The sequence below is a fragment of the Bacillus sp. JJ1474 genome, from assembly GCF_036965225.1.
Classification (GTDB): Bacteria; Bacillota; Bacilli; order Bacillales; family Cytobacillaceae; genus Cytobacillus.
Genome location: NZ_JBALPC010000148.1, coordinates 19,427 through 35,530, shown reverse-complemented (window position 1 = coordinate 35,530; position 16,104 = coordinate 19,427). Strand labels below are relative to the sequence as shown.

Sequence of the window (16,104 nt, the reverse complement as noted above, 5' to 3'; positions counted from 1 at the left end):
GAGTAAGATTTTTTAAACTTTTACTACTTCACCTCGGTTTCCAAAGTTAAAAGCTGCTAAGTTGCCTCTATTGCTTTTTATTTGATTTCTTTGCATCAATGTTGCTTCTTTATCTATTTCTAGTGTCACTGGTTTAAGCACTACTCCATATGAAGATCTGGCTTTGTCAATGCTAGTTAATCCTCTTTTCACATCTAAACAAACCTTTTCTGGTCCACGTTCAATAGGATCTCCCCATCCACCACTACCACCTGTAATGAACAAAATTTGATCTCCTGGTTCAACTTCAATGTTGTCCACCTTAGAAGCCAACGGGATTTTAGTCCCATCTTTTTTAATTAGTAGTTTTGAAGATGAAGAACCTGGTTCTCCACCATTAATTCCCCAAGGTTGCAGAGTAGCACGATCATCATGAATGGAAACGGTACCACGTGCAAGGCAGGTATAGAGTTTTTCATTGCAATTTCCACCCCTATGGAGCCCAGCACCTCCAGAATCAATACCGGTACGATAGTATTCTACACGCAACGGATAATAGGTTTCGAGATACTCAGTTGGAATATTTACAAATGCTGGCCACCATGAGTGTCCATCAAGACCGTCACCTATTGGTCGACCTGGTAACCCTCCATACATAACTTCCATTAGATTAAAATAGTTATTCTCTTCATCATAGCCGGAGTAAATAAAATACGGACTAGTCCCATATCCAGCGGCAGGGCTATTCTGGGGTGTGTTAATAGATAGTACTCCGCTTAGCACATCAAACAACCGACTTAATGCGTGGGTACGACAACCAAGAGCAGCTGGTTCAATTGGTCTCATTAAAGTTCCTTCTGGTGTTTCTACGTGAAGTACATCATAGAAACCATCATTAAAATTGATAGCTGGATCAAATACTGAAATTAAGAAGGCACCAATAAACATTTTAAACATTGGTTCACTTAAAAAATAGTTAATCGGCCCAGGCGATTGTTTATCTGTTCCAGTCCAGTCAAAATAAGCTTGGTCTCCTTTACGCCATATAGTAAGCTTCATTTTAAAAGGACCATTCCCTAAACCATCATCATCAATGTAATCTTCGAACGAAACTGGTTCCGTTGGTAAAAAGTTTTGAATCAATTGACGCATCATTTTGTTAGTACGCTCTAACAATGCATCCAATGCACCAAAATAAGCTTCTACACCAAATCGTTCACATAGTTCTTTTACACGCTTTTCTGCTGTTCGACATGAGGCAACAATTGCCATTAAGTCACTGTAGTTTTCCATTGGCGTTCTTGTGTTAGCTTTAATAATTCTAATAATTGCTTCATTTAATACACCTTTATCATATAGCTTGACTGGTGGATAACGAACACCTTCCCCATAAATTGAAGTTGCCGTTACAGGCATACTAGAAGGAACTGGGCCGCCAACATCCATTACATGCCCGAACATTGATGAATAGCCAACAAGTTTATTTTCACTAAAAATAGGTAATATAATCATCCAATCATTAACATGAGAAATCGAACCTCCACAACTATATGGATCACTTACAAAAATAACATCGCCTTCATTAATTCCTTCTGGAAATTGCTTTACGACTTCAGGAACATGTGAACCGAAGTTTCCTACCACCATCTTACCTTCTGAATCTGTGATCATCGGGAAGCAGTCATGCTGCTCTCTGATTACTGGAGACATAGCTGACCGAAATAACGTTACATCCATTTCTTCTTTTATATTCTTTAAAGCGTTTTCAATAATGTCAACGGTAATGGAATCAATTTTCGTCATTATAAATCTCCTTTCTTAATAAGGATGTTCATATTTTTATCAACTTCCGCTGTGTAACCCGGTAAGACTAATGTAGTTGTATCCTTCTGACTAATGATAGCTGGACCTTCCAACTTATTCTTTGGCCTTAATAAATTTCGTTCATAGATAGGTGTATTAACAAACTCTCCATTGAAATAGGCCTCATGATCCTCGTCTATTATTGCATGAGTAGCGTCTTCAGTTCCTTCATCTGAAAGTGGGATGGACGGGGACAAAACTTTTCCAATTGCCACGGCTCTAATGTTCACAATTTCAACTTCTGTTTCCATCTTAAATCCATAAATTTGTTCATGGATTACATCAAAACGCTTTGATAAAATAAGTGGTCCTTCTTTTTCTAACTCTTCTATAGTCACCTCCATTGGGATCTCGTGACCCTGTCTAAAATAACGTACATCTACTTCAAACTTAATGTTTCGTTGCAACACTTGAACTTTTTCTTGTTCAAGCCATTCATCACATTCAAGATGAAGTTTATTTAATTCAGAAATGAGGATAGTTCTATCAAGTTGACTAATGGTTTGAATATATGTTTTTGAATACTCATTTCGAATATCAGATTGTAAGAATCCTAATGCCGATAACACTCCTGGTGTAGGCGGAACAATCACTGGGAAACTTCCTGTTAGTTTTCCTAGAGCATTTGCGTGAAGTGGACCTGCTCCACCTAAGGCAAGAAGTGAAAACTGACGGGATCATACCCTTTCTCTACCGAAACTACTCGAGTAGCTCCATACATATTCTCATTCACAATATCGTATACACCTTGAGCAGCACGGTAAATATCAGTGTTTAACTTTTCAGCCACACTTTCTAGTGCTTTCTTTGCAGCCTCAACATTTAACTTCATTTCTCCACCTACAAGGCTTGGTGGTAAATAACCAAGTACAACATTGGCGTCAGTAACTGTTGGTTCTTTTCCACCTCGATTGTAGCTTGCTGGTCCTGGCTCAGAACCTGCACTCTGAGGTCCTACACGAAGTGCACCTGTTAGAGGGACATGAGCAATAGAACCACCACCCGCTCCAATGCTTACTACTTCTAGAGACGGAGATTTTACTGGAAAAACCCCTACTTTGGTTTCACGAGATACACGTGGTTTCCCATCAAAGGTTAACGAAACGTCAGTAGAAGTCCCTCCCATATCAAAGGAAATTACATTGCGATTCCCAGTCTGAATACCTATCATTGCAGATGCTGTAACACCACCTGATGGTCCAGAAAGCATTGTATGAACTGGACGTGAAGAAGCAGCTGGTATACTCATTAATCCACCATCTGAACGAACAATACTAATACGACTATTAAGTTTATGGTCCTTCAGTTTAATTTGTATATTACTTAAGTATTTTTGCATTGAGGGACGTACATAGGAGTTCATAACAGTTGTAAGTGTTCTTTCATACTCACGGAATTCAGGCAAAATATCATATGAAATGCTAACTAGTATATTAGGGTTAATTTCTTCAGCTATTTCACGAATCCTTTGTTCATGGGTAGGATTAGCATAGGAGTTTACAAGACTAATAGTTAAACTTTCAACTCCTTCATCGTAAAGTGATTGAATCTCCTTATATATGTGTTCTTCATCAAGAGCTATGAGGATTTCTCCCTGAGCAGTTATTCTTTCTTTTGCTCCTCTTGTATAAACAAGATCAGCAAGAGGGTCTGGTTTTAAAAACCCCATCCACGCATTGATAGGGGCAGGTGTCCATGATCTTGCAACGTGTAAAATCTGTTCAAACCCTTCAGTCGTTATTAGACCAACCTTGGCTCCTTTTCCTTCCAGGACAGCATTCGTTGCTACAGTTGTTCCATGAATAATTGATTGAACCCCAGAGATATCTACATTGTTTTCATCACAAATTTTCTTAATTCCATTCATTAAACCTATCGATTGATCTGAAGGAGTTGAAGGAGTTTTTGTTCCAATAATTTCACCAGTATTCTCATTTTGAAGAACAATATCAGTAAATGTTCCTCCTACATCAACTGCTACCCTATACATATGCTAATCCTCCTAAAATTAATAAAATCAAATATCTCTTATAAACCTTTAATATATTCGCATACCTCATTGACACTAATTACTTCACCATACTTAGTCTGTATGTCATATAAATTTGCTCGGTGAGCCTCTTGAGATCGATCACCTACACACTCTTCAGGCACTATCGATCTGTATCCATGTTGAAGGGCATCAACAACAGTAGCTCTAATACAACCCGAAGTTGTACAACCTACAATAATAAGTGTGTCTATTTGTTTATATGAAAGGATAGAGGACAGTGATGTTCCAAAAAAAGAACTCGCATACTTCTTTTGAATAAGTGGCTCTGTTTCATCTCTCCTTTCAAGACGCTCATCTACCTTAATCCACTCACTTCCATGCAACAAACATTTCAGTGCTGGAACCTTATCAATAAAATATCCACCATCTTGATAATGAGGTTCATACACAACTGTAGTAAAAATCACTGGAATTTCATGAGCTCTTGCTTCATCAAGTAGTTTCTTAGTTCGGTTAATTTCATTATCTAAATTAGATCCAAGCTTACATTCTGGATCTGTAAAGCCGTTTATAAAATCAACTACTAGGACTGCAGGTCTCTTTCCAAAACTGATATTTTCTCCAAATCCTTGGAATTTCTCTGTCATGAAATCCTCCTTTAATAAATTTTTCGGTCTTGTAAATCTATCATTTCTTTAAAGCTTAATTTTAGTACGGCAGACTTTATAGTTTTGGTAGTGTGAAAAAATCTTTATTCTCACTGTAGTTTCCCGCGAGCCTGCCAAGTGGCTGTAATTTTTCCAGATTAACTTTATAGTTTCCTAAATAATACTCATCATCAATATGGTAATGGATCATCCTTCCAATAATTAAGTGGTCACTGCCAAGTTGGATGATTTGTTCTAGTTTACATTCCATGTGAATCGGAGCCTCCTTTACTCGTTTCGGTTTTACCAAATAGCTATCAATCGGGGTGAGTCCGGACGCTTCAAATTCGTTCACATGACTCGGAAGGTTCTCCGAGCTTTTTTGCATTTCGTTAACGAGTGGAGTCGTTACAATATTAATAACGAATTCCTTTTGAGAACGTATATTCACTAATGTATCCTTTTCCGTACCTTCTCGCTCTCCGACACCCGGTCCAATAGAAATACATAACATAGGCGGATTTCTCGAGGCTACTGTAAAAAAACTGAAAGGTGCGAGATTGAGCTCGCCTTCTTCCGAGGTCGTAGATACCCAAGCGATTGGTCTTGGTACAACCGCCCCGGTCAATAATTTATATACCTCTTTATTACCCAGTTTAGACGGATCAAATTCCATATTGTAAATCTCCTTCCAAATCAATATTTTGCATTAAACTGCGGCATTGCTTCTTTTATTTATAATGGAAAGGTAGCTTAACATTGTAAAAACAATAACCATTATCCCTGTGATCAGCAGCCATCCATTTGTAAAGCTTCCGGCTTGGTCGACCATCAATCCAAAAAGTGGAGGAACAATCATAACCCCGACCGAGCCTAAAGTTAAGCTAATACCACTTGAAATCCCTGATTGCTCTGGCGGTACCAACTCACTTGCAAGGTTCATCCATATTCCATTGAATCCCGAAACGGCGAAACCAAAAATCGCAATGATAGGCACCATCACCCAAAAAGAAGCGGAAGGGATAAATGCGATGGTCATACTCGAAACGGCTGTTAAAAAAGTAATCATCATTAAAATTATTACTCGTTGGCCATTTAACAAGCGATCGCTTATCATCCCCCAAACGATTCTCCCAAGTGTACCGCTTACTTCTGAAATCACTAGGAGCATTCCTGATAAAAACAAGGAGATTCCAAGCTTTTCATAGGCAAATAAAACAATATACGTATTTAAGCACATTTGAGAACCGTTCAACCCCATTGCACTTAAGCTTACGAGCATTAAAGGTTTGTTTTTCAGCATATTAAACATTGATTTATAGAATATGCCCAAATCTGAATGAACCTTGGACTGCTTTTGTTCTGGCGGATCTCTATAAAAATAATAGGAAAGTACCCCGCCAAACAGCAAAAGAATACAAGCAACTAATAGGACAGGACGCCAACCAAACTTCGCACTCAAAGGAAGTAAAAGAAGTCCGGCAAGAGCAGAACCTGCAGTTACGCCGGTTTGCTTAATCCCCATAGCGGTACCACGCTGCCGGAGAGGAAACCAATAGACGATCCCCCTGTTTGTAACTGGATGCATAGAACCATAACCGACTCCACCTATCACCACAATTATTATGACCATCCAGAAATTCAAGAGAAAAGTCATTGATAAAAAGCTAATCCCTAAACATAAAGCTGCCACTAAAAGCAATTTCCTAGAACCTATCCGATCAGTCAGATATCCGGAAGGAATGGAGGCCATGGCCTGGCCAAAAAAAAGAGCCGCGGGTAGCATGCCAATTTGGGATTTTGATAAAGAAAGATCCTCCCCTATTAACAAACCTAGCGGCCCAATACTCCTCCCTACAAAGGCAACCATTAACTGAGCCAAAAATAGGAAACCTAGCATACGCCATGGATCAGCTATAGGAATCGTTCTATGTTTCACCATTAGATTACTCATAAGCTACTCATCTCTTTTTCTAAAGACTGACTCCCCATTACCCAGATTTACGTTACTGCCCTTTATGCTATTGCTCTTAATAAATTCAACGACTTTAAGTCGTATTACAGAATGCAGGCAACCGAATTTATTGCGATATTTTTATGACAATATATGAACCCAAACTCGGTTATTTTGAATTATGATAAATTCATTTTACGCTTACCAATCTTTAATTCGTTCTTTTCCTGCCAAAGAAGAAACAAGTAAGTAAAGAAAAATGCAATAAAAATAATAATGAGGATCAGCGCCAGTATTTTTGCCGGTTCATTAAGCGACATATAATGAACTAAACGGTGTCCTAATCCTTCATAGGAAGCAAACATTTCTGCCAATATTAATCCTAAAAAGCAAAGACTGAAACTCATACGAAGGCCGACTACTAATTGAGGCATAATTGCAGGGATAAGTATTTGCCTTGCTTTTTGCACAAAACTCATACGGTAGGACTTTGCTAACTTAAGGTAAATATTAGGAACCGTTCTCGTTGCTTCCATACAGATGATCATGATGGGAAAGATTCCGTGAAAAGCAGAGAATGCTACTCTTCCTTGAATTGTTAATCCAAAGATTAAAAGAAAAATTGGATATAGTGTCACTTTTGGAATCGAATATAATCCTAATAGCAAGGGAGAGATTGTTTTTGTCCAAAAAGAACTTAATCCAATAAAAAAACCAAGAGTTACACCCAATATGGCTGCAATTAAAAAAGAGATTAACAGAGTTATAAGAGTGTTACCCATATCCCCCAGCCAAATCGTTGCGTTTTTGCCTAAATCAGCAATACTTTGCCAAGGAGAAGCCATAGCTGGCGCTCCTATGATTTGATAAATAATCTGCCATAAAAGGATAATTACTACGGGGACCATAAACCTTCCAATTCTATACCACTTTTGATCTGAAGTAATTGATTTCATGAAACTCTCCTCTCTTTCAATGTAGGCTTTTTGTTAGGCTATTACATATTTCTTCTGTACACCTTATTTTCGATAAAGCCAAGGACGATATTAACAATTAAAGCGATCATGATTACAAGGAGAACTGAACCATACATCCCATTAATATCAAAATTGTTATAAGCATAAGAAATAGTATAACCTAATCCGCGAGCAGACAAGATAAACTCTGTTGCGAGCACACCAATAATAGAATAGGCCGCAGCAAGTTTAATTCCTGTGAAGATAAACGGCCATGCTGCCGGAAAATAAATATGCAACAGCATTTGGCGGAACGAAAGATTGAACGAGTATCCAACCTTTACAAGAACCTTACGAATTTCACGGAAACCAATTGCTGTATTAGTAATCACTGCTGGCATTGAAAACAGCAATCCTATAATAATGACTGGTAATTGCCCCACACCTAAAACACTAATAAAAATAGGATATAAAGCAAAAAAAGGAATCGCATAAAATAGCATTAAGTACGGTTGAAGAACATGATGAGCAAAATCTGAACGCCAAAGTATGATTCCAAAAAGAATTCCAAAAATCACCGCTCCAATAAAGCTAGCCAAAATTTCCAAAGCTGAAAGGCCAAAATGATTTATTACGTATTCTGGATTACTTAAGTTTTCTATCATATTCATAAACATCGTAGAAAAAGGGATAAAAGTAAATGGGTCCAGCCATAACATACGTGTAGCAATTTCATATAAAACTAATAAACTGGTGACTATGAGAATTTGGACAACTTTATGAAGACTCATTGTCCTACCACCTTGTTTTCCTTGTATTCGATTACTGATTTTTTCGTTAAAGATTCTTCCTCTAGGCTTGACCAGAGCTTTTGTGTGATTTCTGCAAATTCAGGAGTTGTCAAAGCATGGGCATCACGCGGTTTCGGCAGCGAACTTTCAATCAGATGCTTAATTCTCCCTGGTCTAGCGGACAAGACGACAATTTTATCTGATAACAGAGCAGCTTCCTGAATACTGTGAGTGACAAGCACTACTGTCGCTTGCGTTTTTTCTACAATTTTAAGGAGTTCTCCTCCTAGTATCAGTCGGGTTTGTTCATCTAATGCTCCAAACGGCTCATCCATGACAACAATTTCTGGCTCGGTTACTAATGTTCGCGCAATAGCCACTCTTTGCCTCATTCCACCCGACAATTGGTGAGGATATGAGTTTTCGAACCCTTTTAAACCTACGAGCTCAATCATTTTTTTTGCCTTTTCTCGATACTCTGCCTTTGGTCTACCCTGCATTTGAAGTCCAAACTCTACATTTTCTGCAACAGTTCTCCAGGGAAAAGTAGACTCTTCTTGAAAGACAATTCCAATGGACCTTTGGGGACCATTTACTGCTTCTCCTTTGATATTAACCGAACCCGAAGTCGCCTGCCGCAGTCCAGACAATACCTCTAATAATGTTGTTTTGCCACATCCGCTTGGACCAACAATCGAGATGAATTCCCCTTTCTCGACTGTAAAATTAATATCCTGTAAAGCGACTACATCTTTTGAGTCGCTTGTATACACTTTTGTCAGATTCTCAACTTTCATTAATGGTTCAGCCATATGTATCCTCCCCTTTGTTCTAAGATTTATAGTAATTACAGCGGTTATTCAAAAAAAGGAAATCATATCTAACCGCTGTAATCATTAATGAACAATTATTTATTACTTTCTAGTAAGGATGGATCCAATCGTTGGTCTTCAGGAAGGAAGTCCATGTTCAAAATTTCTTCCCAGACGATTTCCTGACCCTCTTTTAATGTATTGGCAAGTTTCATACCCTTGATTACATTATTGATAGAATCTACTTCGATTTTGCTACTCCAATGTTTCGCTTCCTTTAAGCTGATAATTGCGGCTATAGAAGCTGCTTCGTCAATTTCTGCGGACTTAGCAAAAATCTTACCTGCTTCTTCAGGATTAGCGTATGTCCATTCTACCGATTTCTGATAGGCAGTAAGAAAGCGTTTAACAAGATCTGGGTTTTCCTTAATCACCTGCGGACTAGTAATAATCACACTTTGTTGGTAATGAGGAACAAGGTCGGATACGCGTAACAATTCATTCCAGTCATCTTTTTGAACTGAATAAGCCGGTTCTAACAGTAGTGATGTGTCCACTTCTCCTGCTTTCAATAATGTTAACCCTTCACTCACCCCACCTGAAGCCACTAGTTTCAATGATTTCGGATCAATTCCTGCAGCATCAAAAACAAGTTGGGAGGTAGTCTCTGTCACTGATCCTGGATTCGTAAACGCCCATGTTTTCCCAACAATATCTTCAATTTTTTTAATATCTGAATCTTTTCGTGTAACATAAACTACATCACCGACACTTTGTACTCCTCCGCTTACAATTTTCAACGGGGCACCCGCCAAATATGATTGGAAGACTGCAGACGCAGACACATCACCGAACGGAAGATCTCCAGATAAAACATTCCTTACTGTAGTTCCTCCACCACTGCTTCCAATGATTTTATTAATTTTAATTCCTTCTTCTTCAAAAAATCCTTTCTCCATTCCTACATCGTATGGCACTGCATACAAGCCAGTCGGGTAATGCGTAACAGAAATATCAATTTCATCGATTTTTTTCTCACCTTTACCATCTGTAGTTGTTTCAGTCGCTGAGTCTTGTGTATTACACCCTGCAGCAATCAACATTAGAGACAAACTCATAGCAGCTAACTTACTCAAGTTAATCATTTTTTTCCAATTCATAATAATCCTCCTCATTTTTTCAGGATAAGAGATAATTTGTATTGCTGCTTTGTTCTTTTTGATTTGAATAAATTGATTCCAACTGGCTTTTAGGTTGTTTTCCGCTTACATTAAGAGTTTTGTATAAACATATTGGAATCAAGACGATAATAGATACTCCTGTTTTTTTCAAATAAGGCAATTTGTGTTTCAAATTGTAAGGTAGAGCCGATTTCGTCCAGTCCTTTAATCAAGAGCTCTTTTCGGTATGGTGTTATTTGAAAATGACCAATAAATCCATCATTATCTGTTACAATTTGATTTTCTAAATCTATCGATAGCTGGTAACCATTTGAGTCGGCCGTTTTTTGAAATAACTGCTCCACTTCTTCTTCCCTTAATTCGATTGGCAATATCCCGTTTTTAAAGCAATTGTTATAGAATATATCCGCGAATGTTGGCGCAATAATCACTTTGATGCCATAATCCACTATTGACCATGGAGCATGCTCTCTTGATGAACCACATCCGAAATTTTTTCGGGTAAGTAAAATCTGAGAATTTCGGTAAGGATCCTTGTTTAATACAAAATCTGATCTTTCCTTTCCATTTTCATAACGCCACTCATAAAAAAGAAACTGACCATACCCTGTCCTTTCAATTCTCTTTAAAAATTGCTTTGGAAGAATCGCATCTGTATCAATATTGGATACATCCAATGGGGCTACGATTCCAGTGAATCCAGTAAAAGACTTCATTTAATCCTGACCTCCTTATTCTCTTTAGTCGGCCAAGTTCTTACATCTACAAAATATCCAGCAATCGCTGCAGCCGCTGCCATCTCTGGACTAACCAAATGTGTTCTGGCATTTCTGCCTTGTCTCCCCTCGAAGTTACGGTTTGACGTTGAAGCACATCGTTCCTCGGGTAACACATTATCGCCATTCATGCCAAGGCACATGCTGCATCCTGCTTCTCGCCATTCAAATCCAGCTTCCAAAAAGATTTGATCTATTCCCTCTTCCTCAGCCTTCTTTTTTACAAGCTGTGAACCAGGAACCACTAGTGCTTCAACATGACCGGCTATCTTGTAACCGTTTACGATTTTAGCTGCTTTACGCAAATCTTCAATCCGACTATTTGTACAGGAGCCGATAAAAACTTTATTGACTTTAATATCTGTTATCGGTTCATTGGGTGTAAGTCCCATATAGTGCAATGCCTTTTCTGCTGACCGCAATTGACTTGTAGGAAGCCCCTCCAAAGAAGGTACCCTTTCAGTTATTCCTACAACTTGACTGGGATTCGTTCCCCATGTTACTTGAGGAATCACTTCAGTAGCATCAAATTCAATTGTTAAATCAAAGACCGCTTCTTCATCGGAGTATAATTGTTTCCATTCAGATAAAGCCTCTTCCCATTCAGTTCCTTTTGGCGCACAAACTGTTCCTTTCAGGTAATCAAATGTCTTTTCATCTGGCTGGATTAATCCTGCCCTTGCACCCATTTCAATGCTCATATTACAAACAGTCATCCGTTCCTCTATCGATAAATTATGTATCGCTTCCCCGCGGTACTCAATCACATATCCAGTTGCAAAATCATGTCCGTATTTCCCTATAATCGAGAGAATCAAGTCTTTTGCAGTCGTTCCCTGAGGAAGAGTTCCCTCTATATTGATTGCTAGTGTTTTAGATTGATACTGTTTTAAAGTTTGGGTTGCCAATACATGTTCTACTTCACTCGTTCCTATCCCAAAAGCAAGGGCTCCAAAGGCTCCATGAGTTGAAGTATGGCTATCACCGCATACAATGGTTTGTCCAGGCTGGGTAATACCTAATTCTGGAGCAATGACATGAACAATACCTTGATATCTGCTGTGTAAATCAAAAAGCTGAATTCCAAATTCCTTACAATTTTCTACAAGTGTTTCTACCTGTTTCTTTGCTACTTCATCGCTAATAGGCAAGGATCGGTTTGTTGTTGGAATGCTATGGTCCATTGTCGCTAAAGTTAAATCCGGTCTTCTCACTCTTCGTTTATTGATCCTTAAGCCTTCAAATGCCTGTGGTGAAGTTACCTCATGAATTAAATGTAAATCGATATATAGAATTGATGGCTGATTTTCCTCTTCGACAACTATATGTTTTCCCCAAATTTTTTCATATAAAGTTTTTCCCATTATTCAGCCCTCTTAAATAATATTATTATTCTGTAATTCCTTTATTCTTTCATCATTAAAACCAAGTAACCGTTTGTAAATTTCATTATTATGTTTTCCCATCATTTCAGGACCTAAATGTTTGACTCTACCTGGGGATCTACTTAATTTTGGAACAATTCCCGGCATTGGGAATTCTCCAAGTTCAGGATGGTCAAGTTTAATAATCATTTCCCGTTCCCTGTAATGAGGATCTTCTAAGATATCTTTTGCATTATAAATAAGTCCTGATGGCACGCCTTTTTCCTCTAGTATGGAGAGAGCTTCTTTTGCTGGAAGTGTTTTTGTCCAATTTTCAATCATAGAATCTAGTAGCTTCATATTCTCTGCCCTTGCATGGTGAGTTGCAAAACGTGGGTCATCTGATAATTCAGGCTGTTCCATTGCTTCACAAAGGCGACGGAATACTCCATCTGCGTTGGCACCTATGACAATGTAAGTTTTATCCTTTGTAAAATAGATATTTGATGGAGCTACACCCGGAAGGATGTTCCCCATCCTTTCCCTCACATAGCCAGCAAGTAAGTAATCTGGAATAATGCTTTCCATTATTGAAAATACAGATTCATATAGAGCAGTATCGACTATCTGACCTTTTCCGGAATGATTTCGTTCATGCAATGCAACTAGGCAACCAATGGTTGCGTAAAGAGCAGCCAATGTATCTCCAACTGATACACCAATCCTTGAAGGCGGTCGATCAGAAAAGCCAGTAACATATCTCAAGCCTCCCATTGCTTCACCGACACTTCCAAAACCTGCACGATGTTTGTATGGCCCAGTTTGGCCGTAACCAGAGGTACGAACCATAACCAATTTAGGGTTAATTTCAGATAACTCTTCATAGGATAGATTCCATTTTTCCATTGTACCGGGGCGAAAATTTTCTATTAGAACATCAGCTTCTTTGACCAGTTCCTTTAAAACTTTCTGACCTTCTTCCTCTCGTAAATTCAAAGTAATGGATTTTTTATTTCTTGATTGAATAGGCCACCAAAGACCTACATTATCCTTAGACTTCCCCCAATTTCTCATTGGGTCAGCCTTACCCGGCGGCTCAACTTTAATGACTTCAGCCCCAAAATCACCGAGTAGTCTTCCAGAGAATGGTCCAGCTAATAGAGTACCAAGCTCAATGACACGTACATCCTCTAATGGCAATCGTTGTTCAGCCATCACAGTCCCTCCTGTCCACACTAAAAGATAATTTCTTTATAGTTAGAATTTTACTATTCTTGTATACAAATTTAATTCTCTGTATACAAAAAGTCAATATAATATTCTAAATTTTTTAATTTATTGCATTTTACTGAATGTTCATTGAATAATATTTTCATTTTGTATACAATTGATTAGAGGTGTTAGCATGGATGCATACGAATTTATAAAAGAGGCTATTATTCTTGGAGAGTTTGAGCCCGGTATAAGATTGGCTGAAGAATCGCTTGCCAAGCAAATGAACTTAAGTAGAACTCCTATCAGAGAGGCAATAAGACAACTTGAAGCTGAAGGTCTTGTGATTCCCCTAAAACGAGGAGTAGGAGTAAGGCATTTTACAAAAAAGGATATTCAACAAATATACGACTTAAGAACACTGCTTGAAAGTTATGCAGCCGGTCAAGCCGCCATTCATAGAACTCAAAATGATATTGATAAAATGGAAAAAGCAAATGAATTATATGAAACAGTAATAGACCAATATGTTGAATTTGATATGTTCAGTATTCGAAATATAGTAGATGTGAATCAAAAGTTTCACGAGGCAATATTAGATGCCTCGAAAAATTCACATATTCATTTTCATCTTTCTAAGGTTATCGTTATACCAATTGTTTTTCGATCATTCTATTGGTATAACAACTTTCAACTTAGACAATCTCTAGAGGTTCACAAGACCATCCTTGAGGCTATCAAAAATAAAGAATCGGACCGCGCTCGAATTGCGATGCATGAACATATTTTCCAGGGACGCGACAATGTTTTGAAGAACTTAGAAAAAATAAAAAATAATAAACTATTAAGGGAGGAAGTAAAATGATTGAAATCTGTGAAGTGGGTCCCCGTGACGGTTTACAAAATGAACGCAAAATAATTCCTACTGAAACAAAGGTTGAATTAATTTCAAGGTTGTTAGATTCAGGAATTCGTAATATTGAAGCCGTATCCTTTGTAAATCCAAAAGTTGTGCCACAAATGGCAGATGCTGAAGAATTACTTAAACTACTGCCAAAAAGAAATGATGTCCGCTATGGAGGCCTTGTCTTAAGTCGCTCCGGTCTTGAACGCGCTCTCCAAACTGATGTGAACTTTTTGCATGTTGTCACCGCAACGAGCGATACATTTAACCAAAAAAATGCAAAAAGGACCGTTGAACAAGCGGTAAATGAACTTTCGAAGGTTATTAAGGAAGGCGTAGAATCTAACAAGGGGGTTTCTGGAGTCCTCGGTACCGCTTTTGGATGTCCATTTGAAGGTGAAGTACCATTATCAAGGGTTTTAGATGTTACGGAAAAGTTTTTGGAAGCCGGTTGTTCTGAAATCACCCTTGCAGATACAACCGGTATAGCTAATCCACTACAAGTACAAATCGTAATAAAAACTTTTTTTGAACACTTTGGCAAGGATTTATCCCTAGGACTTCATTTCCATAATACACGAGGCTTAGGCCTTGCCAATACACTCGCCGGCTATCAAGCAGGTGTACGAAGATTCGATTCCTCTATTGCCGGACTTGGCGGATGCCCATTCGCACCAAAGGCTGTAGGAAATGTCTGCACTGAAGACATGGTCAACATGTTGCATGGAATGGGTATTGAAACTGGTGTCGACCTTAAACATCTCCTTGAAACTGCCAAGTGGATGGAAAGCAAAATGGATCGTCCTTTAGATGGAATGCTAATGAAAGCAGGAATTGCCTAATTAGATTGACAAACCTAAAAATAGCTATCCACTTAAGAAAAAGCGGGTAGCTATTTTGGCATATAATAAAGGGCATACAAGTATGCATTACAGACTCTCAATATTTTAATTAATTATTAAAGCAGTGTAGAGGATCATCAAATGACCGGGTTCTCTTGTTGTTAGCTCTTTCTATCTGTTTTTTTTGCTCCTTTTAATTCTTCACTTCTATCTAATTTTTTCCTCATACTCTTTCCTTACAGATGAAATTTCATAATAAAACTCTTTAATTTTTCATTGATTCCTCATTAACCTTCAACAATTTATCCTGATAATTTCTTTTAGATTTTAGCAACGTTGTATCTTTCTTTGGCCACATCACGAATTGTTGGGATGACCATCACTCCCTATATTTTTACGGTTCCGGTTCCGTAGATTAAAAATTCTAATAATATGATAATAATATTTATGAAAACGGTTCCGTAAATATTCAATACATTAAACATAGAAATACCGTAAATAATAAGTTACGAGAATAATGGGTCAATTTCGTGGGAATGTAGAAACCTTTATGAAATTCATCAGTAATATTTCTTTAATGAGAGTGTTAAAGCGAACATTGTAATTGTAATAACACTTGTCCTAAGAATAAGTTTATGAAAGATGATTTTAACATTCGAAACTAATCGTAAGAAGAATTAAATTGTAGATTTAAGAGGTGTATTTACACTATCCGATGTGATTTGGAGAAAAATTTTGAATCATAGATTAACTGGTTAACAGAGTATTATATTCTTATACGAATAAAAGGGATCTGTTACATACTTCCCATAACCACAACAGCCAGCACC

At 37.9% G+C, this 16,104-nt stretch carries 14 protein-coding genes and 1 pseudogene; 2 read left to right on the top strand and 13 right to left on the bottom strand.

Annotated features, from left to right (window positions below):
* Window positions 1-12 precede the first annotated feature (12 nt).
* The 13 genes and pseudogenes from V7164_RS17450 to V7164_RS17390 form a co-directional block, all read right to left on the bottom strand.
* Window positions 13-1,782: a hydantoinase B/oxoprolinase family protein gene (locus V7164_RS17450; RefSeq protein WP_335354721.1), complete on the bottom strand. Its 1,770-nt coding sequence runs from the start codon at window positions 1,780-1,782 to the stop codon at window positions 13-15.
* Window positions 1,782-2,252, bottom strand: a complete 471-nt coding sequence (locus V7164_RS17445) for a hypothetical protein (RefSeq protein ID WP_335354729.1) — start codon at window positions 2,250-2,252, stop codon at window positions 1,782-1,784. Before V7164_RS17445 ends, V7164_RS17450 begins: the two co-directional genes overlap by 1 nt.
* A 174-nt stretch (window positions 2,253-2,426) precedes the next feature.
* A pseudogene (locus V7164_RS17440) lies at window positions 2,427-3,832 on the bottom strand (hydantoinase/oxoprolinase family protein); the annotation flags it as partial.
* Window positions 3,833-3,870: 38 nt separating this feature from the next.
* On the bottom strand, window positions 3,871-4,482 hold the full coding sequence (locus tag V7164_RS17435) for an isochorismatase family protein (protein ID WP_335346223.1): 612 nt from the start codon (window positions 4,480-4,482) through the stop codon (window positions 3,871-3,873).
* 76 nt (window positions 4,483-4,558) lie between these two features.
* Window positions 4,559-5,158 (bottom strand): flavin reductase family protein, encoded by a 600-nt coding sequence (locus V7164_RS17430; protein WP_335346224.1) that lies wholly within the window; start codon window positions 5,156-5,158, stop codon window positions 4,559-4,561.
* Between the two features lie 33 nt (window positions 5,159-5,191).
* Complete coding sequence (locus tag V7164_RS17425; RefSeq protein ID WP_335346225.1) at window positions 5,192-6,436, bottom strand: MFS transporter; 1,245 nt, start codon at window positions 6,434-6,436, stop codon at window positions 5,192-5,194.
* Window positions 6,437-6,615: 179 nt separating this feature from the next.
* A complete protein-coding gene (locus tag V7164_RS17420) occupies window positions 6,616-7,392 on the bottom strand; it encodes an ABC transporter permease (RefSeq protein ID WP_335354720.1) in 777 nt (258 codons plus the stop codon).
* A gap of 41 nt (window positions 7,393-7,433) precedes the next feature.
* Entirely contained in the window at window positions 7,434-8,183 is a 750-nt protein-coding gene (locus V7164_RS17415; RefSeq protein WP_335346227.1) for an ABC transporter permease, read from the bottom strand.
* Window positions 8,180-8,995, bottom strand: a complete 816-nt coding sequence (locus V7164_RS17410; RefSeq protein ID WP_335346228.1) for an ABC transporter ATP-binding protein — start codon at window positions 8,993-8,995, stop codon at window positions 8,180-8,182. The genes V7164_RS17415 and V7164_RS17410 overlap by 4 nt, the downstream gene beginning before the upstream one ends.
* 95 nt (window positions 8,996-9,090) lie before the next feature.
* Window positions 9,091-10,155 carry an ABC transporter substrate-binding protein gene (locus V7164_RS17405; protein ID WP_335346229.1) on the bottom strand — a complete coding sequence of 355 codons (1,065 nt, stop codon included), beginning with the start codon at window positions 10,153-10,155 and terminating at the stop codon, window positions 9,091-9,093.
* A gap of 110 nt (window positions 10,156-10,265) precedes the next feature.
* Entirely contained in the window at window positions 10,266-10,892 is a 627-nt protein-coding gene (gene leuD, locus V7164_RS17400; protein WP_335354719.1) for a 3-isopropylmalate dehydratase small subunit, read from the bottom strand.
* On the bottom strand, window positions 10,889-12,316 hold the full coding sequence (gene leuC, locus V7164_RS17395; protein WP_335345641.1) for a 3-isopropylmalate dehydratase large subunit: 1,428 nt from the start codon (window positions 12,314-12,316) through the stop codon (window positions 10,889-10,891). The genes leuD and leuC overlap by 4 nt, the downstream gene beginning before the upstream one ends.
* A 12-nt stretch (window positions 12,317-12,328) precedes the next feature.
* Window positions 12,329-13,531 carry a CaiB/BaiF CoA transferase family protein gene (locus tag V7164_RS17390; RefSeq protein ID WP_335354718.1) on the bottom strand — a complete coding sequence of 401 codons (1,203 nt, stop codon included), beginning with the start codon at window positions 13,529-13,531 and terminating at the stop codon, window positions 12,329-12,331.
* 190 nt (window positions 13,532-13,721) lie between these two features.
* Here V7164_RS17390 and V7164_RS17385 point away from each other — a divergent pair, with 190 nt between their 5' ends.
* Window positions 13,722-14,393: a GntR family transcriptional regulator gene (locus tag V7164_RS17385; protein ID WP_335345643.1), complete on the top strand. Its 672-nt coding sequence runs from the start codon at window positions 13,722-13,724 to the stop codon at window positions 14,391-14,393.
* Window positions 14,390-15,274, top strand: a complete 885-nt coding sequence (locus tag V7164_RS17380) for a hydroxymethylglutaryl-CoA lyase (RefSeq protein ID WP_335345644.1) — start codon at window positions 14,390-14,392, stop codon at window positions 15,272-15,274. Before V7164_RS17385 ends, V7164_RS17380 begins: the two co-directional genes overlap by 4 nt.
* Window positions 15,275-16,104: the final 830 nt, after the last annotated feature.

Coding starts and splice junctions, on each gene's coding strand:
- V7164_RS17450 (WP_335354721.1), bottom strand. CDS start 1,782: ATGACGAAAATTGATTCCATTACCGTTGACATTATTGAAAACGCTTTA.
- V7164_RS17435 (WP_335346223.1), bottom strand. CDS start 4,482: ATGACAGAGAAATTCCAAGGATTTGGAGAAAATATCAGTTTTGGAAAG.
- V7164_RS17430 (WP_335346224.1), bottom strand. CDS start 5,158: ATGGAATTTGATCCGTCTAAACTGGGTAATAAAGAGGTATATAAATTA.
- V7164_RS17425 (WP_335346225.1), bottom strand. CDS start 6,436: ATGAGTAATCTAATGGTGAAACATAGAACGATTCCTATAGCTGATCCA.
- V7164_RS17420 (WP_335354720.1), bottom strand. CDS start 7,392: ATGAAATCAATTACTTCAGATCAAAAGTGGTATAGAATTGGAAGGTTT.
- V7164_RS17415 (WP_335346227.1), bottom strand. CDS start 8,183: ATGAGTCTTCATAAAGTTGTCCAAATTCTCATAGTCACCAGTTTATTA.
- V7164_RS17410 (WP_335346228.1), bottom strand. CDS start 8,995: ATGGCTGAACCATTAATGAAAGTTGAGAATCTGACAAAAGTGTATACA.
- V7164_RS17405 (WP_335346229.1), bottom strand. CDS start 10,155: ATGAATTGGAAAAAAATGATTAACTTGAGTAAGTTAGCTGCTATGAGT.
- leuD (WP_335354719.1), bottom strand. CDS start 10,892: ATGAAGTCTTTTACTGGATTCACTGGAATCGTAGCCCCATTGGATGTA.
- leuC (WP_335345641.1), bottom strand. CDS start 12,316: ATGGGAAAAACTTTATATGAAAAAATTTGGGGAAAACATATAGTTGTC.
- V7164_RS17390 (WP_335354718.1), bottom strand. CDS start 13,531: ATGGCTGAACAACGATTGCCATTAGAGGATGTACGTGTCATTGAGCTT.
- V7164_RS17385 (WP_335345643.1), top strand. CDS start 13,722: ATGGATGCATACGAATTTATAAAAGAGGCTATTATTCTTGGAGAGTTT.
- V7164_RS17380 (WP_335345644.1), top strand. CDS start 14,390: ATGATTGAAATCTGTGAAGTGGGTCCCCGTGACGGTTTACAAAATGAA.